We start from the raw sequence: 21,153 nt of genomic DNA, 5'->3' as shown, positions 1-21,153 counted from the left end.
AGACCCAAGACTTTTCCGGAGGAGGAAAGACGATGTTTGCCCAATCCAATCTCGACGAACTGGAAGGCCGTCTTGACGGTATCGTGCAAGAAGATGCCGAGGCGGGGATTTTCCGCGCGCGGCGTGACATGTTCACCGATGAGGAGCTCTTTGAGCTTGAGATCAAGCATATCTTCGAGGGTAACTGGATCTACATGGCGCACGAAAGCCAGATCCCCAATCCCGGCGATTACTTTACCCTCACCATGGGGCGCACGCCGGTGGTGATCACCCGCGACAAGGACGGCAATCTCAACGCATTGGTCAATGCCTGCTCGCATCGCGGTGCACAGCTTTGCCGCTTCAAGCGTCGCAATCAAAAGACCTTTACCTGCCCCTTCCACGGCTGGACCTTTTCCAATACCGGCAAACTGCTCAAGGTCAAGGATCCCAATGGCGCAGGCTACCCCGAGCAGTTCAACAAGGATGGCAGCCACGATCTGACCAAGGTGGCGCGGTTCGAGAATTACCGCGGCTTTCTCTTTGGCTCGCTCAATGCCGATGTCGCCCCGCTCGAAGAGTATCTCGGCGAGGCGCGCAAGATGATCGACATGATCGTCGATCAATCCGACGAGGGGCTCGAGGTGCTGCGCGGCTCATCCACCTATACCTTTGACGGCAACTGGAAATTGCAGGCCGAGAATGGCGCCGATGGCTACCACGTCTCGGCGGTGCATTGGAACTATGTCGCCACCACATCGCACCGCACGGCGGATGGCAAGGAAGACAAGATCAAGGCGACCGATGCCAGCAAATGGGCCAAGCAGAAGGGCGGGTTCCATTCCTATGTGAATGGTCACCTGCTGCTCTGGACCGCGTGGTCGGACCCGACCAACCGCCCCAACTATCCGCGCCTTGCGGAATGGACCGAGAAATACGGCGCGACCAAGGCCGAATGGATGGTGGGTGTGCTGCGCAATCTCTGCCTCTATCCCAACGTGTTCCTGATGGATCAGTTCAGCAGCCAGATCCGGGTGTTCCGCCCCGTGAGCGTGGATAAAACCGAGGTCACGATCTATTGCATCGCGCCCAAGGGCGAAGCCCAGGAGGCCCGCGCGCGCCGCATTCGCCAGTACGAGGATTTCTTCAACGCCTCCGGCATGGCCACGCCTGACGACACCGAGGAATTCCGCGCCACGCAGCGCGGCTATGCCGGGGCCGCCCATGCCAAGTGGAATGACATCTGCCGAGGCGCGACCCAGTGGATCCACGGCCCGGACGAGGATGCCAAGGCACTTGGCGTGAACCCGATCCTGTCGGGAGCCCGCACCGAGGACGAGGGTCTCTTTGTGATCCAGCACAAGCAGTGGTCCGAGCGGATGGCGCAGGCCATCGCCAAGGAACGCGCCACCGCATCCGACGCCCAGGTCGCGGCTGAGTGAGGAGGAGAGACCATGACAACCGCAACACTTGACCGCCAGAGCACCGAGGCCACCATGACCTACGAGGAAATCCAAGCCTTTCTCTATGCCGAGGCCCGCGCGCTCGATGATCGGGACTGGGACAATTGGCTGACCTTCTATCACCCGGATTGCCCATTCTGGATGCCCGCCTGGGATGATGAGGATCAACTGACCGAGGATCCGCAAAACGAGATGTCCCTGATCTATTATCCCGACCGCTCGGGCATCGAGGATCGCGTGTTCCGCATCCAGACGGATCGCTCTTCGGCCACGTCCCTGCCAGAACCGCGCACCAATCATTACCTTGCCAATATCGAAGTGCTGAGCCGGGAGGCAGGCAAGATCACGCTGCGCTTCAACTGGCACACGCTGACCTATCGCTATGGCAAGACCGACCAGCACTGGGGCACGTCGTTCTACACGCTTGATGTGACGGGGAAAAAGCCGCTGATCACCGACAAGAAGGTCGTGCTCAAGAATGACCAGATCCACCATGTGATCGACGTCTATCACATCTGAGACCAGGACCGGCGCGTGCCCGAGGGCGCGCGCCAGCAGAGGGGAGGAGCCCGCCATGACCAGCTACAACATCGCCCTGAATTTCGAGGATGGCGTGACCCGTGTCATCCAGTGCGAGGATGACGAGAAAGTCACCGAAGCCGCCTTTCGGCAAAAGATCAACATTCCGATGGACTGCCGCGACGGGGTTTGTGGCACCTGCAAATGCTTTGCCGAAAAGGGCGAGTATGAGCTGGAATTCTACCTCGACGAGGCGATGACCGAGGAAGAGGCGGCAGAGGGCTATGTGCTGACCTGCCAGATGATGCCGCAGAGCGATTGCGTGGTCCGCGTGCCGGCCTCCTCTGCCGTGTGCAAGACCGCACCCGAGGCGATCAGCGCCGAAGTTTTGGGCGTGGACCGCCTGTCCGAGACCTCCTTTGGTCTGCGCGTCAAGCTGGCCAAGCCGATGGGGTTCCTGCCCGGTCAATATGTGAATGTGAGCGTGCCCGGCACAGAGGCACACCGCTCGTATTCTTTCTCCTCTGCCCCTGGCGCGGAGGAAGCGACGTTCCTGATCCGCAACATTCCGGGCGGGGTCATGAGCCGCTATCTGGGCGAGCGCGCCACCCCCGGCGATGCCGTCACGCTGACAGGGCCGATGGGTGCCTTCTACCTGCGACCCATCACGCGGCCGCAACTGTGGCTGGCGGGCGGCACGGGTCTTGCCCCGTTCCTCTCGATGCTGGAGCAGGTGGCCGTGCAGGGCTCGGATCAGCCGATCACGCTCTACTACGCCGTGACCCGCACCGCCGATCTGGTGGATCTGGACCGGGTGACGGCACTGGCCGAGGCGATTGGTAATGTGACTGTCATCACCGTGCTGGCCGATCAGAACGAGGCGCATGATCGCAAGGGCTTTGTCACCGATCATGTGACGTCCGAGGATCTCAACAACGGCGATTGCGATGTCTACCTTTGCGGCCCGCCCCCGATGGTGGACGCGGTGCGCGCGCATTTCGCGCAACTGGGCGTAACCCCCGCCGCGTTCCATTTCGAGAAGTTCAACCCGACCGAGACAGAGGCAGCCGCCGCATGACACCGCGTTTCACAGGCAAGGTGATGGTCGTGACCGGCGCCGCCCAGGGGATCGGACGCCGGGTGGCCGAACGCGCCGCCGCCGAGGGGGCAAAAGTGCTGGTCGTGGACCGCTCCGAGCAGCGCGAGGCGGTGGTCGGGGCGATCCGCGACGCAGGCGGCGAGGCCCAGGCGCTCAACGTCGATCTGGAAACATGGGACGGCTGCGAGGCGGCCATTGCAACGGCGGTCAAGATCTGGGGTCGGATCGACATTCTGATCAACAACGTAGGCGGCACGATCTGGGCCAAACCCTATGAGCATTACGCGCCCCATGAGATTGACGCCGAGGTGCGCCGCTCTCTCTTTCCGACGCTCTATTGCTGTCGGGCCGCGATCGAGCAGATGTTGCCGCAAGGCGCGGGCGTGATCGTCAATGTCTCGTCCATTGCCACGCGCGGCCTCAACCGCGTGCCCTATGCGGCGGCCAAGGGTGGGGTGAATGCGATCACGGCCAGCCTTGCTTGGGAGGTGGGGGAACGTGGCATTCGCGTTGTGGCCACAGCACCGGGGGGCACGGAGGCGCCGCCCCGCGTGGTGCCGCGCAACCCCAATGCGGCGGAGGAACAGCGCGCCGACTGGTATCAGACCATCGTCGATCAGACGATCCAGTCCAGCCTGATGAAACGCTACGGAACACTCGACGAACAGGCAGGACCCATCCTGTTCCTGGCGTCGGATGAGGCCTCTTACATCACCGGCGTTACCGTGCCGGTGGGCGGGGGCGATCTTGGATAGACCCTGAGGAGGGGTCTGAACACCAACTGGAGGAACTACCCTATGAAACGCGCAATTCTGGCGGCCCTCGGGCTCGCCACTGGCCTCGCTGTGCCTGCAACAGCCCAAGACATCAAGGTCGGGCTTCTCTTGCCCTTCTCCGGCGTCTATGCCGCCCTCGGCAATGACATCGAGGCCGGGTTTACCACCGCGCTTGAACAATTCGGCGGCGAAACCCCGGCCACATTCGAGATTGTCCGCGAGGATACCGAGGTCAAGCCGCCCGTGGCCCTGGCCAAGGCCAAGAAGCTGATCTTGCAGGACAAGGTCGATGTGATCTCGGGCATCGTCAGCTCTGGCGTACTGGGCGCCGTGCGCGACATGGTGCATGGCGCAGGCGTGCCGCTGATCGTGGCCAATGCCGGCAATGACGAGGCGACGGGCGAGGCCTGTTCGCCCTATATCACGCGCATGTCCTTTTCCAACGGGCAGGTCAACCGCCCGATGGGGCAATGGATGTATGATCAGGGCATCCGCAAGGTCTATACGCTGGCCCCCGATTATGCCGCCGGACGGCAGATGATCGACGGCTTTGTTCAGACCTTCACCGCCGCGGGCGGCGAGATTGTCGGGCAGGATTTCACCCCCTTCCAGAAGACACAGGATTTCGGCCCCTACCTGGCACAGGCCAAGTCGAGCGGCGCCGAGGCGGTGTTCGTGTTCTACGCAGGTGGCGAGGCGATTTCCTTTGTCAAACAATACGATAGCTTTGGCCTCAAGGCCGAGTTGCCGCTCTATGGTTCGGGCTTTCTCACCTCGTCGCTCTATGTCAACGCCGAAGGTCCGGCAGCAGAGGACGTGATCACCGCGCTGCATTACGTGCCCACGCTCGACAATCCCGCGAACGTGCAGTTCGTCGAGGCGTTCAAGGCCAAGACGGGCCGCGTGCCGTCGGAATTCGCGGTGCATGGCTATGACGCCGGTCGCGCGCTGATCGAGGCCGTCAAGGCCGGGGCCACGGACCGCGAGAGCCTTGCCAATGCCCTGCGGCAGGTCAGTTTCGACGGACCGCGCGGCGCGCTCTCGATTGATCCCGCGACGAACAACATCGTGCAGCCGATCTATGTCTACGAGACTGTCGCAGGCGACGACGGCCTCACGCAAAAGGTGCTGGCCGCCCTGCCCGCCGAGGCCGATCCGGTCAATGGCTGCGAGATGGCCACACCCGTCAGCAACTAAAAGCCAAGGCCCGGCCATTATCCCTGGCCGGGCCCATTCGGGAGGAGGTTCCGCAATGTCACTTGATCTGGGTTTCTGGACGCTGCAGGCGCTCAACGCGCTCCAGCTTTCGATGCTTCTGTTTCTGCTTTCCATCGGCCTGACCGTAATCTTTGGCCTGATGCATTTCGTCAACCTGGCGCATGGCGCGCTCTACGCGCTCGGGGCCTATTTCGCGGCCTCTGTGGCGGCGGTCGGCGGCTATTGGGCAGGGTTCTTCCTGGCCCCGGTGGCGGTCGCGGGGGTGGGCGTGCTGCTCTATTCCGGCCTCATTCAACGGATGCGCAAATCGGGACCGATGGCGCAGGTGCTGGTGACATTCGGCCTCATCTTTGCCCTGCTCGACATCACCCGGATCGTCTGGGGCGATCTGGCACTGGGGCTGGAAGTGCCAACACTTCTTGCCGGGCGCGTGGCGCTCTTGGGTGTCGAATACCCCGCTTACCGGCTCTTCATCATTGCACTGGGCCTTGCCATCTTTGCCGCTCTGGCCTTTGTGCTGAGCCGGACACAGATCGGCGCCATGATCCGTGCGGGCGTGGACAATGACGCCATGGCGGCCTGTCTTGGCATCAATGTCGAGCGGCTCTTCTTCATCGTGTTCTGCGTGGGCTGCGCGCTTGCGGGTCTGGCGGGCGCCGTGGCGGCCCCCTTGCTGAGCGTCACACCCGACATGGGCCTGCAAATCCTCATCCCAACCCTGATCGTGATCGTGATCGGGGGTCTCGGCTCGCTCAAGGGGGCGATTGCGGGCTCGCTCATCTTTGGCTTCGTGCAGACCTTTGGCGCGGTGCTGGCACCGCAACTGGCCTCGGTTCTGATCTACGCGCTCTTGGCGGCGGTGCTGGTGATCCGGCCCGTGGGCCTCTTTCCGGCGAAAGGATAAGGCGATGTTTCGACATACACCGCTCAGATATGCCGCGCTCGTGCTCTTGGCTTCGGCCGCCCTCTTTCAGGCCTTTACCGCGGAATATTTCGGGCTGGAAATCCTGACCGAGATACTCATTCTCGCCATGCTGGTGATCGCGCTCGACATGGTCGCGGGCTTTGGCGGCATGGTCTCGCTCTGCCACGGCGCGCTGTTGGGCGTCGGCGCCTATGGCTATGCGATCCTGTCCACGAAGGTGGGGCTGACGCCGCTCATGGCAATGGGCGGGGCGGTGGCCGTGACCGGGGGTATCGCCTGGGTCATCGGGGCCATCTGCGCGCGCAGTCACGGCATCTATTTCATCATGGCAACGCTCGCCTTTGGGCAGATGGGCTATTCCTATGTGTTCGAGGCGCCGCTCTTTGGTGGCGATGACGGGCTGGGCGGCATTGCCCGGCTGGACCTCACGCTGATCGGGCTAGACCTGAATGACGGGCGCAGCTTTGCACTCTTCTGCCTTGGCGTGTTGGCCGCAATCTATGGCGCGGCGGTGCTGATCCTGCGCTCGGGATTGGGTCGGTCCCTCTCGGGGGTCATGCACAACGAACAGCGGATGCGCGCGCTTGGCCTCACGGTCTGGCGGGTCAAGGCGGATGTCTTTGGCCTCTCTGGTCTGATCTCGGGCCTGGCCGGCGCGATGGCGGCGCAGCATGTGATGTTCGTCTCTCCCGGCCTTCTGTCCTGGACGGTCTCGGGCGAGGCGCTTGTGGTGGTGATCCTGGGCGGGCTTGGCACGCTGGTCGGCCCCTTGCTGGGGGCGGCGGTCTTTGTGCTGCTCAAGCATGAGGTGGGCGCGCTCACGAGTTATTGGCATCTGGTGGTCGGGGTCATCCTGATTGCCGTGGTGATGAGCCGCGCCAATGGCATCTTTGGCTGGATCGAGGCGCGGTTTGGCGCGCGGATTGAACGGCGCGCGGCGGATGCGGTGCGCGATATAGACCCTAGGGAGGTCAAGACCGATGCTTGAGACACGCAAACTCGACAAGAGCTTTGGTGCGGTGCATGTCACGCGCGGGGTCTCGCTCAAACTGGAGCGCGGCGAGCGGCGGGTGATCCTTGGCCCGAATGGCGCGGGCAAGACGACGCTCTTCAACCTGCTGGTGGGCGAATTGACCCCTGACAGCGGCTCGGTGCATCTGGCAGGCGAGGATGTGACCGCCCTGCCCGTGGCCCGGCGCGCGCGCCAGGGTCTGTCGCGCAGCTATCAGAAGAACACGCTCTTTGACGGGTTGACCGTCGAGGAAAATCTGGGGCTCGCGGCGGCGATCCACACCGGCAACGCAACGCGGCTCTATACCGACAGCCTCGCCCGTCCCGAGGTGCGCGAGATCGTGGCCGAGGTCGCCGAGCAGGTCAATCTCATGCCTTACCTGCATGCGCGCGTGTCCGAGATCAGCTATGGCGTGCGGCGGCAATTGGAGGTGGGCGTGGCCCTTGCCACACGGCCCCTCGTTCTCTTGATGGACGAACCGACCAGCGGTGTCGGCCCCGAGATGGCCAAGGGCTTTCACGATCTGCTGAACAATCTGCCGCGTGATCTCACGCTGTTGATCATCGAGCATGACATGGATCTGGCCTTTGACGTGGCCGATACGATCACCGTGCTGAACTATGGCGAAGTGGTGTTTGACGGGCTGCCCGAGGCCGCGCGCGGCTCCAAGCTGCTCAAGGACATCTATCTGGGGAGTTGGGAAGATGCTTGAACTGAATGCCGTCAATTCCGGCTATGGCGAAACCCAAGTGCTCTATGGCATGGGGCTGCGCGCCGAGGCGGGCCGGGTTCTGGCCATTCTGGGGCGCAATGGCGCGGGCAAATCGACCACGCTCAAGACGGTGATGGGCCTCTTGCCGCTGCGCGACGGGCAGATCACCCTTGAAGGACAGGCCATGCCCAAGCGCCCCTATGACATCGCCAAGGCGGGCATCGCCTATGTGCCTGAAACGCGGGATATCTTTCCCTCTCTGACGGTGCGCGAGAACCTTGAAATCGCGTCCAAGCGGTTTGACGGGGCGTGGACGATGGACCGGGTGCTGGACCTTTTCCCGCGCCTTGGCGAACGGCTGGAGAATGGCGGCACGCAACTGTCGGGGGGCGAACAGCAGATGCTGGCCATCGCGCGCGCGCTTTTGATGAATCCGCGCCTGCTGATCCTCGACGAGCCGACCGAGGGGCTGGCCCCGATCATCGTCAAGCTGATCCATGACAAGCTGATGGAGCTCAAGCGCGAGGGGCTGTCGATGGTTCTGGTCGAGCAGAATTTCGGCTTTGCCACCTCGCTTGCCGATGATGTGGTCGTGGTCAGCAAGGGTCAGGTGGTCTGGACCGGCAGCGCCGAGGCCATCCGCGCGGATACCGAGGCACAGCATCGCTGGCTTGGCGTTTGAATCAACACGCGCCCGCCCGTTGACCGGGCGGGCGCAAAAAAATCCAGCGGCCTCAGCCGCGCCCGCGATAGGGCGGCACGCCCTGATCGGGGATCCAGACCCCGTCGGGCATCGCCCCGGTCTGCCAGAACACATCAATCGGGATGCCGCCGCGCGGATACCAGTAGCCGCCAATCCGCAGCCACTCCGGTTCGAGAAATTGCACCAGCCGCCGGGCAATCGAAATCGTGCAATCCTCGTGGAACGCCCCGTGATTGCGGAAGCTGGTGAGATAGAGCTTGAGCGACTTGCTCTCGACCAGCCATTTGCCCGGCACGTAATCAATCACCAGATGCGCGAAATCCGGCTGTCCGGTCATCGGGCAGAGCGATGTAAATTCGGGCGCGGTGAAGCGCACGTTATACTGCACATCGGCCTGCGGATTGGAAACCCGCTCAAGCACCGCCTCTTCCGGATTTTGGGGGACCACGGTAGCCCCGCCCAACTGTTTGAGATCCTTGTAGATATTCTCGCTCATCTTTCTCTCCTTCACACCCCGCGCTTGTTGCCCCAGAGCATCACATGCAATTGCGGCAAGACCCTTGCCTCGAACCATCCGTCGGCTGTCACCCGCTCCACCAGCCAGCGCATCCGGTCGTCGATGCCGTCCTGATCCACGGTGGCCGTGTCATCCTCGGGTGGGGGCGGCGTGTGATTGCCCGGTTGCAGATAGAGCGGCAGGTCAGGAAAGCGCCCCGCCACGTCCCGCGCCCATTGGTAATCCACGTCGTCAAACACCACGATCTTGAGAACGTGCGCCGCCCCCTTGGCCGCAGCGACACACGCGTCGAACAGCGCCCAATCCACCTCCATCCCGGACGACGGCGGCTTGGGGCTGAGCACCAGCATATCGAGCGCGGCAAACCAGTCGCGCGCGACAGAGCCTTGGGTTTCCATCGCGAACCAATAGCCCTGCGCATGGCCTTGGTCGATCAACGCGCCCAAGGGCTGAATCGCCGGATTGCCGCCCGAGAGTGTCACCATGATCGGCCGACCGCCCGAGAGGCGCGTCACCTCGGCCATCACCGCTTCGGCGCTCATCGGTGCCCATGTCTCGCGATAGGCCGAGTCGACCGCGTGCAGGCTGTCGCACCAGCTACAGCGGTAATCGCACCCCCCGGTGCGCACGAACACCGTCGGCTGTCCGATCAGCGCGCCCTCGCCCTGAATGGTCGGGCCAAAGATTTCGGATACGCGGATCGCCTCGCTCACGGGCGATACTCCGCCCAGGTTTTCGGCGTTTCGCTGACCTTGACCGCCGTCACCTCGGGCCAACGCGCCCGACACCAGTCAAAGAGATGCTTGGCCATCCGCTCGGCGGTCACGCAATCATCCCCCAGCACATCATTCAGATGCCGGTGATCCAGCGTGTCGTCGATATACCGCTTCAGATCGCCCAGATCGAGGTAATCGCGCACGAACCCATGCGCGTTCAATTCCGCTGCGGTCAGTTCCACAACCACGATGTAATTATGCCCATGCAGCCGCGCGCATTGATGCGTCTCAGGCAGGCCAAAGAGCTGATGCGACGCGGAAAAGTGGAATTCCTTGGTGATCCGGTACATCACGCCCCCCGCCCGGCCACAGCCGCCAGCCAGAAATCCGGGTCTTCATAGTCGGTCGGATCAACCACCCCCGCCAGATGAAACGCCTCGCGCCGCTCGACACAGGTGCCGCACCGCCCGCAATGGCGCGCGCCGCCCTTGTAGCACGACCATGTTTCGGCAAAGGGCGTGCCATGCTTGGCACCATCGGCGACGATGTCACCTTTCGAGCCGTTGAGGTAGGGCGTGTAGAGCGTGACCTCGGCATAGCCCTCAAGCGCCGCATCCTGCATCGCCTGAAACGCGTTGATGAAACCGGGGCGGCAATCGGGATAGATGAAATGATCGCCGCCATGCACCGCCGTGGCCACGGCGTCGGCCTTTTCCGCCGCCGCCATGCCAAAGGCGATGGCCAGCATGATCGCATTGCGATTGGGCACGATGGTGATTTTCATGGTCTCTTCGGCGTAATGCCCATCCGGCACCGCCACATCATCGGTCAGCGCCGACCCCGACAGCGCCGCGCCAATCTGGCGAATATCCACCACCTTATGCGGCACGCCCAAGCGGCGCGCACAAGCGGCGGCGTATTCCACCTCTTTCACATGGCGTTGCCCGTAATCAAAGCTCAGAAGCCCCGCCAATTCATGCTCAGCGGCCACCTTATGGGCGAGCGATACGGAATCGAGCCCGCCCGAGCAGATAACAATCGTCCTCATCTTTCATCCTTGTTTTTTAAAGCGGGTAGGCTGCGACCGCTCGACCCCGCGCATCTAGCGCCTTTGGCGGGTGAAAACAAGGCAGAGCGCCCGCCGCCGTTTTGCCTCTTCGGCTAAAGGTATTGAATACCCCACCTTGAACCCTTGCCCCCTATAGGCAACACTCGGGAAAGTTGTTTCGGTCATAGTGTCAACGAGTGTGGAGAGTTTTCATGAAACGATGGGTTTCATTTTGCGCGGCGGCCGTCCTCACCGCCTGCGGTCCCGCCCCTGAAAACGATCCGATCTATCAGGCGCTGCGCGCTAACCAACCAACCGAAGTCCCGGCCAAGCATTTGCCGAAACTGCGTGGAGGTCGGGCCTCTTGTGATGTCTATAACGAGGGCCGGGCGGATCAGTACATGACTTGTTGGTGGCCAGGAGGACTACCAAGCTCAGCCGCTTATTTGGCCTATTACGGACCCAATCCCATTTCGCCACCGAAACCGTCCCAAATCACCGTCCCGGGCGGAGCCGGAGTTACTGGTTTTCTTCCGCTGCACTGAAAGGAAAGACAATGGCTGTTACAAATATCCGTACGCTGGATGCCTACGCGCAGATTGCCGTCCAAACATATCTACAGCCTCAAGCTCCGGGGAACTCTGTCACAACACCAGATGTCCAAGCCGCCAACGGCACCTACACCGAGATTACACAGATCATCGACGGCCCGCTTGGCTTCCAAGCCCGAGCGTTTCTCAATTCCACCAATAATGAACTGGTCATTGCCTTTGCCGGAACCGAGGGGCTGCAAGGCCCCAACCTCAGCGGCAGTGAGTTTTATGGCGCTCTGCCGCTCATGACTCCCCGGCCAACCGCGCCCGCAAATCTGTCTTGAGCACTTTGCCGTAATTGTTCTTGGGCAGCTCGGCGACCGCGATATAGCGTTTGGGCCGCTTGAACCGGGCGATCTGGCCTAGGCAATGCGCGTCAAGCGCGGCCTCATCGAGCGTCCCGTTGCAAACCACAAAGGCCACCACCACCTCGCCCCATTCGGCATCGGCCATGCCCACCACCGCCGCCTCGATCACGTCAGGATGGGTCAAGAGCACCTCTTCCACCTCGCGCGGATAGATGTTGCTGCCGCCCGAGATGATCATATCCTTGGAGCGGTCCTGCAGGGTCACATAGCCGTCACCGTCCATCCGACCCAGATCGCCAGTCCAGAGCCAGCCGCCCTTGAGCGCCTTTTCACTCGCCGCCGTGTTCTGCCAATAGCCCGGCATCACCGCATCGCCACGCACGAGGATTTCGCCCACCTCACCGCACGGCACCTCGGCCGCTGTCTCATCCGCAATCCGCACCTCGACCACCGACTGCACGCGGCCCACCGAGGCCAGCCGCTCGCGCCAACGCGGATGGCTGCGGTCCGCCACATCGGCGCGCGACAGCGCGGTGATCGCCATCGGGCATTCCCCCTGCCCGTAGATTTGCAGGAAAACCGGGCCGAACACCTCGACCGCCTCGAGAATATCCGCCAGATACATCGGCCCCCCGGCATAGACCACGCTGCGCAGGCCCGCGCCAGTCTCGCCGCGCGCCCGTGCCCAGGCGGTCAACCGTTTCACCATCGTGGGTGCCGCGAACATATGCACCCGGCCATGATGCCGCGCGAGACCAAGGATTTCGCCCTCAGCGAACCCGCCCGACGCCGGGCATACATGCCGCGCCCCGCGCAGCACATGCACCATGGCATAGAGCCCCGCGCCATGGCTCATCGGCGCGGCGTAGAGCGTGGCATCCTCGGCGCTCACCTCGTCCACATCGGCCAGATAGGCGAGCGACATCGCCACCAGCATCCGATGCGTGATCCGCACCCCCTTGGGCCGCCCGGTGGTGCCCGATGTGTAGAAGAGCCACGCCAAATCCACCGGCGCGCGCGCGGCGACCTCGGCTACGGCCGCGCCCCGCGTGACCGCCTGCGCCGCAACACCCTGTTCAGCCAAGGCATCCCGCCGCGCCGCATCCGCCAGAACCACCCGCGCGCCTGCATCCGAGATGATCCACGCCGCCTCTGCCCCGTGCAGCTTGGCATTGATCGGCACGGCGGCGGCCCCGGCATACCAGATACCGTAGAGCGCCAAGAGATAGTCGGGCGCATTTCCCATGAAGATCGCGACCCGGTCGCCGGGGGCCACGCCCTGCGCGACAAGCGCGCCAGCCACTTCACGTGCCGCGCGGTCAAATCCGGCATAATCCGCCACCAGATCAACGCCGGTGAAGAGCGCCCCGCGCGCAGGCCACGCCTGCGCCGCGCGTTCCAGCCAAATCCCGATATTCATCCCCCGGTTCCTCCCGAACCACACCAAAGCACCGACGCCGCCGCGGCACAATTCCGTAGAAACACGCAAACCGCTTGGCGTGCCGCATCCCGCGCGGCATAACGGGCCATGGACATCAAGGAACTCGCCTTCGATCATGCCCCCGTGGGCCTCGCCCTGCTGGAACATCGCATCATCCGGCAGTGCAATCAGAAATTCGCCGCGATCTTTGGCGATACGCCCGCCGATTATGCCAACATTCCGCTCGCCCGCTATTACCCCTCGATCGAGGATTATCGCCGCATCGGGGCAGATGCGCTCGCCATCATGCGCAAGACCGGGCGGTATTCCGACGAGCGGGTGATGAAGCGGCGCAATGGCACGCTCTTCTGGTGCCGGGTGCGCGGACAGTCGCTCACGCCAGAGGCGCCGTTTCAGCGCGGCATCTGGTCTTTCTCCGATCTCTCGGACGAACGCCCGCTTGTCGAACTGACCCAACGCGAACGCGAGGTGGCGATTCTCACCTGTCGCGGGCTGACGTCCAAGGAAATCGGCCTTGATCTCGGTCTGAGCTATCGCACGGTCGAGGTGTATCGCGCACGCCTGCTTGAAAAATTTCAGGCCCGAAAACTCGCGGAACTCGTGGCCAAACTTTCGGGCATGCCGCTCTGATTGTGCGCGCCTCTCGTAAAATTGCCCTCCTGCCCCCAGATTAAGGGTCAATGGCCGCTTTTCTCAGCCTGCACCTTGCCCTATAAGCGGCCAAAACAAATGCCATGAGCCCGCCACGCGGGACATCATCGCGCTGTGGTCGAGGAAGATATGTCGAACAAATCCCATGAATCGGACGTGGCCTTTATCAAGGCTCTGGCGGAACTCCTGAACGAGAACGACCTGACAGAGTTGTCGGTCAAGCGGGAATATGGCGAGGATGACACGCTGCAGGTCCGCGTCAGCCGCCGCGGTGAGGCCGTAACGGCCCACTACGCCCCGGCCCCGGCCCCCTCATATGCTCCGGCTCCCGCCGCCATGGCCGCCCCTGCCCCCGCCGCCGCGTCAGCCACCGAAGACCCGGCAAGCCACCCCGGCGCCGTCACCTCGCCCATGGTCGGCACCGTATATATGCAGGCCGAACCGGGCGCGCCCGCCTTTGTCAGCGTGGGCACGCAGGTGTCCGAGGGCGACACGCTTCTGATCATCGAGGCGATGAAGACCATGAACCATATTCCCGCCCCGCGCGGCGGCACCGTCAAACGCATCCTGATCGAAGATGGGGCGGCGGTCGAATATGGCGCACCTCTGATGATCATCGAATAAGGCCCCTGCGATGTTCGAGAAAATCCTGATCGCCAACCGGGGCGAGATTGCCCTCCGCGTGATCCGCGCCGCCCGTGAGATGGGGATCAAGACCGTCGCAGTCCATTCCACCGCCGACGCCGACGCGATGCATGTGCGCATGGCCGACGAATCCGTCTGCATCGGTCCGCCGTCCTCGTCTGAAAGCTATCTGTCGATTCCCTCGATCATCGCCGCCTGCGAGGTCACGGGCGCGCAGGCGATCCATCCCGGCTACGGCTTTCTCAGCGAGAATGCCAATTTCGTGCAGATCGTCGAGGATCACGGACTGACCTTTATCGGCCCATCCGCCGAACACATCCGCATCATGGGCGACAAGATTACCGCCAAGGACACGATGAAGGCGCTTGGCGTGCCCTGCGTGCCAGGCTCCGAGGGGGGCGTCGCCACTCTCAAACAAGCACAGGCGCTCTGCGCGGAGATCGGTTTTCCGGTGATCGTCAAGGCCACCGCCGGTGGCGGCGGACGCGGCATGAAGGTGGCGCAGAGCGCCGCCGAGTTGGAAAAGGCCTTTCTCACCGCCCGCTCCGAGGCCAAGGCCGCCTTTGGCAATGACGAAGTCTATATCGAGAAATACCTCACCACGCCGCGCCACATCGAAATTCAGGTGTTTGGCGATGGCAAGGGCCGCGCCGTGCATCTGGGTGAGCGCGATTGCTCTCTGCAACGCCGCCACCAAAAGGTGCTGGAAGAGGCCCCCGGCCCCTGCATCACCTCCGAGGAACGCGAGCGCATCGGCAAAATCTGCGCCGATGCCTGCGCGAACATCCAGTATCGCGGCGCAGGCACCATCGAGTTTCTCTATGAGAAGGGCGAATTCTTCTTCATCGAGATGAACACGCGCCTGCAGGTCGAACATCCCGTAACCGAGGCGATCTTTGGCGTGGACCTCGTGCAGGAACAGATCCGCGTCGCCGAAGGCCTGCCGATGTCCTTCACCCAGGACGACCTCATCATCAATGGCCACGCCATTGAGGTGCGCATCAACGCCGAGAAACTACCGGATTTCGCGCCGCGCCCCGGCCGGATCACCCAGTTTCACGCCCCCGGCGGTCTGGGCGTGCGGATGGATTCAGCGCTCTATGACGGCTATAAAATTCCGCCCTACTATGACAGCCTGATCGCCAAACTGATCGTGCATGGCAAGGACCGTCACAGCGCCCTGCGCCGTCTGGCCCGCGCACTTGGCGAGTTGATCGTCGATGGCGTCGACACCACCGTGCCCCTCTTTCACGCGCTGCTGCAAGAGGATGACATCCAGTCCGGGAATTACAACATTCACTGGTTGGAACATTGGCTGGAAACCAACCTGCGGGACTGAAAAAAGGCGGAAACTGACCTCGACCGCTGGTGATGGCCTGCCCCCAGGGCGGGCCATGCCGCCGGTTCACCCCGTCACCGACCGGCGCACCATATCCCAATAGACCGCCTCGACCTCATCGAGCGACAAACGCCCCTCTGCGCGATACCAGGTGTTCACGCCCGTCAGCATGGCAATCAGCGCCATGCTGGCAATCCGTGGCTCGGTCACGACCATCACGCCCGCCTCTGCCCCGCGCCGCAACACCACCTCGAGCCGCGTCTCATAGTCCCGCCGCAACCCCTCGATCACCGCGAAATTCGCAGGCTCAAGATTGCGCAACTCCATATAGGACACAAAGACCGCATCGGCCCGGCTGGTGTTGAAGCGGATGTGAAACCGGGTGAACGCCTCCAGCGCCGCCATTGCGTCGCCCTGGGGCTCTGCCGCATCCCAAGCCGCCAGCAAATCCTCCATATGGCCGCGCATCAGGTCAAAGAGCAGCGTTTGCTTGTCGGGCGTGTAATTGTAGAGCGCACCCGCCTGCACCCCCACCGCCGCCGCGATCTGCCGCATCGAGACCGCCGCATACCCGTGGCGCGCAAAGAGACGCAGCGCCGCATCGCGGACGCGCGGGCCGGTGATATCGGAATGAGAGCCTTGGGTTCGTGCCATGACACCGGGTTTAACTGAACATTCGTTCAGATCAAAGCCCGGCTTGCCCTCTGACCCCAAAGAATGGCAAGACAGGTCCATCCACCGAAACAAGGATACCGGCCGCCATGGCATTGCGCCTGCCTCTTCTGATCCTGCTCACCGGCCTTGTGGCGGGCTGCAGCGATATCCTGCCGCTCGACCGCACCGTCGACAAACGCACCCGTGACGCCTCTTATCCCGATCTGATCCCGACCGAAGACATCAGGGCGCAGGCCACCACGCCCCAAATCACACCGGACACCGCCGAGACGCTCGACCAGCGCAGTGCGGGATTGCGTGCGCGCGCCGCACGGCTCAAGCGCGGTGTGGTCGATCCCGGCACGCAAGAGCGCATGCAAAGCGGTGTGAACGAGTGAAAACCACGGCCCTGCCCCTGCAAGCCGCGTTGCAAGGGACCGCCGAACCCGTTACATCGCGGCAAAATCCCTGAACAGTGATAATCGGAGAGCCCCATGAACACACCCCTGCGCCTTGGCATCGCCGGATTGGGCACGGTCGGCACGGGTGTCGTGCGGATCATCCGGCAAAAGGCCAATCTTCTGGCCGCCCGCGCAGGTCGCCCCGTGGTCATCACCGCCGTTTCGGCGCGGACCCGCGACAAGGATCGCGGTGTCACGCTCAGTGACTACGCCTGGGAGGATGATCCCGTCGCCCTTGCCAAACGCGATGATGTGGATGTGTTTGTTGAACTGATGGGCGGGTCGGACGGCCCGGCCAAGGCCGCAACCGAGGCGGCGATTGCCGCAGGCAAGGATATTGTCACCGCGAACAAGGCAATGCTCGCGCATCACGGTCAGGCACTGGCCCTCGCCGCCGAGGCAGCGGGCCGCGTGATCCGCTTCGAGGCGGCCGTCGCGGGCGGCATTCCAGTGATCAAGGCGTTGACCGAAGGGCTGGCGGGCAATGACATCACCCGCGTCATGGGCGTGATGAACGGCACCTGCAACTATATCCTGACGCGCATGCAATCGGCGGGCCTGCCCTATGCGCAGGTCTTCGAAGAGGCCGCCAAACTTGGCTATCTCGAGGCGGACCCGACCCTCGATGTGGGCGGGATCGACGCGGGGCACAAGCTGGCGCTGCTCGCCTCCATCGCCTTTGGCTGCCAGGTCAATTTCGACGGTGTGACCCTCGAAGGCATCCAGAAAGTCACCATCGAGGATATCCGTCACGCGGCCGACATGGGCTATCGCATCAAGCTCTTGGGCGTGGCGCAGATGACGGGGCGCGGACTGGAACAGCGCATGTCTCCCTGCCTTGTGCCCGACACCAGCCCCCTTGGCCAACTGGAGGGCGGCACCAATATGGTTGTGCTCGAAGGCGACAATGTCGAACAGATCGTGCTGCGCGGCCCCGGTGCGGGCATGGGCCCCACGGCCAGCGCGGTGATGGGCGACGTGATGGACATCGCGCGCGGCTTCCGCCTGCCGACCTTTGGCCAACCCGCCGCCAGCCTCAGCCGCTGCCAGACCGCGACCAGCGCCACACCGGCCCCCTATTACATGCGCATGTCGCTGATCGACAAACCCGGCGCCCTGGCCAAGGTCGCAACCATCCTCGGCGAGGCGGGTATCTCCATCGACCGGATGCGCCAGTATCGCCATGACGCCACCACAGCGCCGGTTCTGATCGTGACGCACAAGACCACGCGCGACGCGCTCGACACCGCCCTGACGGGCATCAGACGCCTTGACGTCCTGTCAGGAGAGCCGGTGGCCCTGCGCATCGAAACCGTCTGACGCGGCCCCGCCCGCCAGACTTGTGCGCCAGAGCCCGCGGCGCTAATGCTGATTTGACCAGATTTACAAGGACCATCCCATGACCTCTGATACTGCCTTCAACGATCGCATGCTCTCGCTCGGCCTCGCGCGCGTGGCCGAACAGGCCGCCTTGGCCTGTGCTGACCTGATCGGGCGTGGCGATGAAAAGGCCGCCGATCAGGCCGCCGTGAACGCCATGCGCGAACAGCTCAACATTCTGGCCATCAAGGGGGTCGTGGTGATCGGCGAGGGCGAGCGGGACGAGGCCCCGATGCTCTTTATCGGCGAAGAGGTGGGCACCGGCGACGGCCCCGGCGTCGATATCGCGCTGGACCCGCTCGAAGGCACGACCCTGACCGCCAAGGCCATGCCCAATGCCCTGACCGTGATCGCCATGGCCCCGCGCGGCACGCTGTTGCACGCACCCGACACCTATATGGACAAGCTGGCCATCGGGCCGGGCTACCCCGAGAATGTCGTCTCTCTCGCCATGAGCCCGCGTGAGCGGGTCGAGGCGCTGGCAGCCGCGCGTGGGTGCCGCCCGTCCGAAATCACCGTCTGCGTGCTGGAGCGCCCGCGCCATCAGGAAATGATCGAGGAACTGCGCAGCACGGGGGCCGCCGTGTTCCTGATCCCCGATGGCGATGTGGCCGGCGTGATCCATTGCGCTGAGGCCGACCGCACCGGCATCGACATGTATATGGGCACAGGTGGCGCGCCCGAGGGCGTGCTGGCGGCCTCTGCGCTCAAATGCATGGGCGGGCAGATGTGGGGACGCCTTGTGTTCCGCAACGAGGATGAACGCGCCCGCGCCGCCAAGGCCGGGATCACCGATTTCGACCGCATCTATGCGCGCGACGAGATGGTGACATCGGATGTGATCTTTGCCGCCACCGGCGTCACCGACGGCTCGATCCTCTCGGGCGTCAAACGCCGCCCCGGCTATGTCGAAACCGAGACCCTGCTCATGCGCTCGCGCACCGGTTCGGTGCGGCGGATGATCTATCGCAGCAAGCGGGACTGAACACGGGCACGGGGGGTGGGGGCGCTGCCCCCGTCCCGGGCCTGACCCGGGACTCCCCCGAGGTATTTGCCGCCAGATGAATGAGAGGAGGCGCGCATGGGTCCGGCCTTTCTCGGAGTGGAACACTCGCTCTTGGGGCGTCGTTGGGTGGGTCCGGGGGTCGAGACCGACCGCTTGGCCGAGGCGATGGCACAGGCCACCGCCCTGCCCCGCCCGCTCTGTCAGACGCTGACCCGGCTGGGCGTGACAGAGGATACCGCAGAGGCCTATCTCGCCCCCACGCTGCGCGATCTGCTGCCCGATCCGCGCAGCCTGCGCGACATGCAAGAGGCTGCGGCGCGATTTCTGAGGGCGGCTCGGACCTCGGAGCGCATCGCCATCTTCGCCGATTACGATGTAGATGGCGGCACCTCTGCCGCGCTGCTGATCGACTGGCTGCGCCAGATGCAGGCACCTACGCCCACGCTCTATATCCCCGACCGGATCGACGAGGGCTATGGCCCCAACGTGCCCGCCATGTCCGATCTGGCCGCGCGCCACGATCTCATTGTCTGCGTCGACTGCGGCACCCTCAGCCATGAGGCGATTGCCGCCGCCAAGGGCGCGGATGTGGTGGTGCTCGATCACCACCTGGGCGGCGAGACGCTGCCGCCCGCCCTCGCCGTCGTCAATCCCAACCGTCAGGACGAGAGCGGCGATCTGGCCCATCTCTGCGCCGCCGGTGTGGTCTTTCTCATGCTGGTCGAGGCCGGGCGGCAATTGCGCGCGTCGGGCGCTCAGGGGCCGGACCTGATGGCAATGCTCGATCTGGTGGCACTGGCCACCGTCGCCGACGTGGCGCCTCTGATCGGCGTCAACCGCGCCTTCGTGCGCCAGGGCCTGCGCGTCATGGCCACGCGCACCCGCCCCGGTCTGGTGGCGCTGGCAGACGTGGCGCGGATGGACACCGCCCCAAATGCCTATCACTTGGGCTTTCTTCTGGGGCCGCGCGTCAATGCCGGAGGCCGCATCGGCAAGGCGGACCTGGGCGCGCGCCTCTTGGCCTGTGATAACCCCGCCGAGGCCCGCGCAATGGCGGAACGCCTCGACCAGCTCAACACCGAGCGGCGCGAGGTCGAGGCGCAGGTGCGTGATGCCGCCCTTGCTCAGGCCGAGGCCCGCGGCCTTGAGGCCCCTCTTGTCTGGGCGGCGGGCGAGGGGTGGCATCCCGGTGTCGTGGGCATCGTCGCCAGCCGCCTCAAGGAACGCGCCAACCGCCCCGCCATCGTGATCGGGCTGGACGGCGACGAGGGCAAAGGCTCGGGCCGCTCGGTCTCGGGCGTCGATCTCGGGGCCGCCATTCAGCGACTGGCCAGCGAGGGGCTCTTGATCAAGGGCGGCGGACACAAGATGGCGGCGGGTCTCACCGTGGCGCGGGATCACCTCGAGGCTGCCATGGCGCGCCTTGCAGAGTTGCTCGCCAAACAGGGCGCGGGCGCGGGCGGCCCCGCCGATCTGCGGCTGGACGGTCTCCTGATGCCCGGTGCGGCAACGGTCGACCTGGTCGAGCGGATCGAGGCTGCCGGCCCCTTTGGCGCAGGCGCGCCCGGCCCCCGCTATGTCTTTCCCGATTGCCAGATTACCTTTGCCAAGGCGCTGAGCGGCGCGCATCTCAAGCTGCGCTTTGGCGATGGCATGGGCGCCAGTCTCGATGCCATCGCCTTTGGCGCGCTCGACGGGCCGCTGGGGCCCGCGTTACTGGCGCATGGCGGCGCGCGATTCCACCTTGCCGGGCGGCTCGACATCAACAGTTGGGGCGGCAGACAGAACGTGCAATTGCGCCTCGAAGACGCCGCTCCGGCCTGAAACCCCCCTGTTCGACAGGCCCGCGCCCCGGAGCGTAAATTTCTGATTGCGGCGTGAAGTTTTTGCAAAATCCCTCTTGCGCCCCCCGCCGCTTTTGCCTAGTTACGCGTCACGCCAAGGCATGGCCCGTTCGTCTATCGGTTAGGACGTCAGGTTTTCAACCT

General features: G+C 63.9%; 23 protein-coding genes. 17 read left to right on the top strand and 6 right to left on the bottom strand.

Going from position 1 to position 21,153, the window contains the following annotated elements; genetic code table 11:
- Positions 1-32: 32 nt before the first annotated feature.
- Genes benA through AACZ65_RS15715 form a run of 9 tightly spaced genes read left to right on the top strand, consistent with a single transcriptional unit; the run spans position 33 to position 8,385 of the window.
- Positions 33-1,421: a benzoate 1,2-dioxygenase large subunit gene (gene benA, locus AACZ65_RS15755; protein WP_339672422.1), complete on the top strand. Its 1,389-nt coding sequence runs from the start codon at positions 33-35 to the stop codon at positions 1,419-1,421.
- A 12-nt stretch (positions 1,422-1,433) separates the two neighbouring features.
- Positions 1,434-1,961 (top strand): benzoate 1,2-dioxygenase small subunit, encoded by a 528-nt coding sequence (benB, locus tag AACZ65_RS15750; protein ID WP_297543157.1) that lies wholly within the window; start codon positions 1,434-1,436, stop codon positions 1,959-1,961.
- Between the two features lie 55 nt (positions 1,962-2,016).
- Positions 2,017-3,039, top strand: a complete 1,023-nt coding sequence (benC, locus tag AACZ65_RS15745) for a benzoate 1,2-dioxygenase electron transfer component BenC (protein WP_339672420.1) — start codon at positions 2,017-2,019, stop codon at positions 3,037-3,039.
- The gene (benD, locus tag AACZ65_RS15740; RefSeq protein WP_339672418.1) at positions 3,036-3,815 is read left to right on the top strand and encodes a benzoate diol dehydrogenase BenD; all 780 of its coding nucleotides are present in this window, start codon (positions 3,036-3,038) and stop codon (positions 3,813-3,815) included. Before benC ends, benD begins: the two co-directional genes overlap by 4 nt.
- 42 nt (positions 3,816-3,857) lie before the next feature.
- Entirely contained in the window at positions 3,858-5,033 is a 1,176-nt protein-coding gene (locus AACZ65_RS15735; protein ID WP_339672416.1) for an ABC transporter substrate-binding protein, read from the top strand.
- A gap of 55 nt (positions 5,034-5,088) precedes the next feature.
- The gene (locus AACZ65_RS15730) at positions 5,089-5,958 is read left to right on the top strand and encodes a branched-chain amino acid ABC transporter permease (RefSeq protein WP_339672414.1); all 870 of its coding nucleotides are present in this window, start codon (positions 5,089-5,091) and stop codon (positions 5,956-5,958) included.
- Between the two features lie 4 nt (positions 5,959-5,962).
- The gene (locus tag AACZ65_RS15725) at positions 5,963-6,967 is read left to right on the top strand and encodes a branched-chain amino acid ABC transporter permease (RefSeq protein WP_339672412.1); all 1,005 of its coding nucleotides are present in this window, start codon (positions 5,963-5,965) and stop codon (positions 6,965-6,967) included.
- Complete coding sequence (locus AACZ65_RS15720; RefSeq protein ID WP_339672410.1) at positions 6,960-7,703, top strand: ABC transporter ATP-binding protein; 744 nt, start codon at positions 6,960-6,962, stop codon at positions 7,701-7,703. The genes AACZ65_RS15725 and AACZ65_RS15720 overlap by 8 nt, the downstream gene beginning before the upstream one ends.
- Positions 7,696-8,385 (top strand): ABC transporter ATP-binding protein, encoded by a 690-nt coding sequence (locus tag AACZ65_RS15715; protein ID WP_339672408.1) that lies wholly within the window; start codon positions 7,696-7,698, stop codon positions 8,383-8,385. Before AACZ65_RS15720 ends, AACZ65_RS15715 begins: the two co-directional genes overlap by 8 nt.
- A gap of 52 nt (positions 8,386-8,437) precedes the next feature.
- On the opposite strand, the gene queF is transcribed toward AACZ65_RS15715, so the two are convergent.
- Genes queF through queC form a run of 4 tightly spaced genes read right to left on the bottom strand, consistent with a single transcriptional unit; the run spans position 8,438 to position 10,687 of the window.
- Positions 8,438-8,902: a preQ(1) synthase gene (queF, locus tag AACZ65_RS15710; RefSeq protein ID WP_339672406.1), complete on the bottom strand. Its 465-nt coding sequence runs from the start codon at positions 8,900-8,902 to the stop codon at positions 8,438-8,440.
- 11 nt (positions 8,903-8,913) lie between these two features.
- Entirely contained in the window at positions 8,914-9,636 is a 723-nt protein-coding gene (gene queE, locus AACZ65_RS15705; RefSeq protein WP_339672404.1) for a 7-carboxy-7-deazaguanine synthase QueE, read from the bottom strand.
- Positions 9,633-9,989: a 6-carboxytetrahydropterin synthase QueD gene (queD, locus tag AACZ65_RS15700; protein ID WP_296635702.1), complete on the bottom strand. Its 357-nt coding sequence runs from the start codon at positions 9,987-9,989 to the stop codon at positions 9,633-9,635. Before queD ends, queE begins: the two co-directional genes overlap by 4 nt.
- Positions 9,989-10,687 carry a 7-cyano-7-deazaguanine synthase QueC gene (queC, locus tag AACZ65_RS15695; RefSeq protein ID WP_339672400.1) on the bottom strand — a complete coding sequence of 233 codons (699 nt, stop codon included), beginning with the start codon at positions 10,685-10,687 and terminating at the stop codon, positions 9,989-9,991. Before queC ends, queD begins: the two co-directional genes overlap by 1 nt.
- A 556-nt stretch (positions 10,688-11,243) precedes the next feature.
- On the opposite strand from queC, the gene AACZ65_RS15690 reads away from it, so the two are divergent.
- Positions 11,244-11,564, top strand: a complete 321-nt coding sequence (locus tag AACZ65_RS15690) for a hypothetical protein (protein ID WP_339672399.1) — start codon at positions 11,244-11,246, stop codon at positions 11,562-11,564.
- Here the strand turns inward: AACZ65_RS15690 and AACZ65_RS15685 are convergent.
- Complete coding sequence (locus tag AACZ65_RS15685) at positions 11,524-13,008, bottom strand: AMP-binding protein (RefSeq protein ID WP_339672398.1); 1,485 nt, start codon at positions 13,006-13,008, stop codon at positions 11,524-11,526. The two genes, AACZ65_RS15690 and AACZ65_RS15685, sit on opposite strands and share 41 nt — an antisense overlap.
- A 108-nt stretch (positions 13,009-13,116) precedes the next feature.
- On the opposite strand from AACZ65_RS15685, the gene AACZ65_RS15680 reads away from it, so the two are divergent.
- From AACZ65_RS15680 to accC, 3 genes are all read left to right on the top strand, one after another.
- Positions 13,117-13,659 carry a helix-turn-helix transcriptional regulator gene (locus AACZ65_RS15680; protein WP_245875125.1) on the top strand — a complete coding sequence of 181 codons (543 nt, stop codon included), beginning with the start codon at positions 13,117-13,119 and terminating at the stop codon, positions 13,657-13,659.
- A gap of 150 nt (positions 13,660-13,809) precedes the next feature.
- Positions 13,810-14,304: an acetyl-CoA carboxylase biotin carboxyl carrier protein gene (accB, locus tag AACZ65_RS15675; protein ID WP_339672493.1), complete on the top strand. Its 495-nt coding sequence runs from the start codon at positions 13,810-13,812 to the stop codon at positions 14,302-14,304.
- A 10-nt stretch (positions 14,305-14,314) separates the two neighbouring features.
- Complete coding sequence (accC, locus tag AACZ65_RS15670; RefSeq protein ID WP_339672395.1) at positions 14,315-15,664, top strand: acetyl-CoA carboxylase biotin carboxylase subunit; 1,350 nt, start codon at positions 14,315-14,317, stop codon at positions 15,662-15,664.
- Positions 15,665-15,730: 66 nt separating this feature from the next.
- Here the strand turns inward: accC and AACZ65_RS15665 are convergent, their stop codons facing one another.
- On the bottom strand, positions 15,731-16,318 hold the full coding sequence (locus tag AACZ65_RS15665) for a TetR/AcrR family transcriptional regulator (protein WP_339672393.1): 588 nt from the start codon (positions 16,316-16,318) through the stop codon (positions 15,731-15,733).
- A gap of 107 nt (positions 16,319-16,425) precedes the next feature.
- Here AACZ65_RS15665 and AACZ65_RS15660 point away from each other — a divergent pair, with 107 nt between their 5' ends.
- From AACZ65_RS15660 to recJ, 4 genes are all read left to right on the top strand, one after another.
- Positions 16,426-16,716, top strand: a complete 291-nt coding sequence (locus AACZ65_RS15660) for a hypothetical protein (RefSeq protein WP_339672391.1) — start codon at positions 16,426-16,428, stop codon at positions 16,714-16,716.
- 96 nt (positions 16,717-16,812) lie between these two features.
- Positions 16,813-18,099 (top strand): homoserine dehydrogenase, encoded by a 1,287-nt coding sequence (locus AACZ65_RS15655; RefSeq protein WP_339672389.1) that lies wholly within the window; start codon positions 16,813-16,815, stop codon positions 18,097-18,099.
- Positions 18,100-18,178: 79 nt separating this feature from the next.
- Positions 18,179-19,144 carry a class II fructose-bisphosphatase gene (gene glpX, locus AACZ65_RS15650; protein ID WP_037270582.1) on the top strand — a complete coding sequence of 322 codons (966 nt, stop codon included), beginning with the start codon at positions 18,179-18,181 and terminating at the stop codon, positions 19,142-19,144.
- 96 nt (positions 19,145-19,240) lie between these two features.
- Complete coding sequence (gene recJ, locus AACZ65_RS15645) at positions 19,241-20,989, top strand: single-stranded-DNA-specific exonuclease RecJ (RefSeq protein ID WP_339672386.1); 1,749 nt, start codon at positions 19,241-19,243, stop codon at positions 20,987-20,989.
- Positions 20,990-21,153 lie beyond the last annotated feature (164 nt).

This window comes from uncultured Roseovarius sp. (assembly GCF_963972555.1).
Lineage (GTDB): Bacteria > Pseudomonadota > Alphaproteobacteria > Rhodobacterales > Rhodobacteraceae > Roseovarius > Roseovarius mucosus.
The sequence above is the reverse complement of the archived record's forward strand: the minus strand, read 5'-3'. Positions and strand labels throughout refer to the sequence as shown.

Bases quoted from the DNA above. Each gene is read 5' to 3' on its own strand.
- benA (WP_339672422.1), top strand. From the start codon at position 33: ATGTTTGCCCAATCCAATCTCGACGAACTGGAAGGCCGTCTTGACGGT.
- benB (WP_297543157.1), top strand. From the start codon at position 1,434: ATGACAACCGCAACACTTGACCGCCAGAGCACCGAGGCCACCATGACC.
- benC (WP_339672420.1), top strand. From the start codon at position 2,017: ATGACCAGCTACAACATCGCCCTGAATTTCGAGGATGGCGTGACCCGT.
- benD (WP_339672418.1), top strand. From the start codon at position 3,036: ATGACACCGCGTTTCACAGGCAAGGTGATGGTCGTGACCGGCGCCGCC.
- AACZ65_RS15735 (WP_339672416.1), top strand. From the start codon at position 3,858: ATGAAACGCGCAATTCTGGCGGCCCTCGGGCTCGCCACTGGCCTCGCT.
- AACZ65_RS15730 (WP_339672414.1), top strand. From the start codon at position 5,089: ATGTCACTTGATCTGGGTTTCTGGACGCTGCAGGCGCTCAACGCGCTC.
- AACZ65_RS15725 (WP_339672412.1), top strand. From the start codon at position 5,963: ATGTTTCGACATACACCGCTCAGATATGCCGCGCTCGTGCTCTTGGCT.
- AACZ65_RS15720 (WP_339672410.1), top strand. From the start codon at position 6,960: ATGCTTGAGACACGCAAACTCGACAAGAGCTTTGGTGCGGTGCATGTC.
- AACZ65_RS15715 (WP_339672408.1), top strand. From the start codon at position 7,696: ATGCTTGAACTGAATGCCGTCAATTCCGGCTATGGCGAAACCCAAGTG.
- queF (WP_339672406.1), bottom strand. From the start codon at position 8,902: ATGAGCGAGAATATCTACAAGGATCTCAAACAGTTGGGCGGGGCTACC.
- queD (WP_296635702.1), bottom strand. From the start codon at position 9,989: ATGTACCGGATCACCAAGGAATTCCACTTTTCCGCGTCGCATCAGCTC.
- queC (WP_339672400.1), bottom strand. From the start codon at position 10,687: ATGAGGACGATTGTTATCTGCTCGGGCGGGCTCGATTCCGTATCGCTC.
- AACZ65_RS15690 (WP_339672399.1), top strand. From the start codon at position 11,244: ATGGCTGTTACAAATATCCGTACGCTGGATGCCTACGCGCAGATTGCC.
- AACZ65_RS15685 (WP_339672398.1), bottom strand. From the start codon at position 13,008: ATGAATATCGGGATTTGGCTGGAACGCGCGGCGCAGGCGTGGCCTGCG.
- AACZ65_RS15680 (WP_245875125.1), top strand. From the start codon at position 13,117: ATGGACATCAAGGAACTCGCCTTCGATCATGCCCCCGTGGGCCTCGCC.
- accB (WP_339672493.1), top strand. From the start codon at position 13,810: ATGTCGAACAAATCCCATGAATCGGACGTGGCCTTTATCAAGGCTCTG.
- accC (WP_339672395.1), top strand. From the start codon at position 14,315: ATGTTCGAGAAAATCCTGATCGCCAACCGGGGCGAGATTGCCCTCCGC.
- AACZ65_RS15665 (WP_339672393.1), bottom strand. From the start codon at position 16,318: ATGGCACGAACCCAAGGCTCTCATTCCGATATCACCGGCCCGCGCGTC.
- AACZ65_RS15660 (WP_339672391.1), top strand. From the start codon at position 16,426: ATGGCATTGCGCCTGCCTCTTCTGATCCTGCTCACCGGCCTTGTGGCG.
- AACZ65_RS15655 (WP_339672389.1), top strand. From the start codon at position 16,813: ATGAACACACCCCTGCGCCTTGGCATCGCCGGATTGGGCACGGTCGGC.
- glpX (WP_037270582.1), top strand. From the start codon at position 18,179: ATGACCTCTGATACTGCCTTCAACGATCGCATGCTCTCGCTCGGCCTC.
- recJ (WP_339672386.1), top strand. From the start codon at position 19,241: ATGGGTCCGGCCTTTCTCGGAGTGGAACACTCGCTCTTGGGGCGTCGT.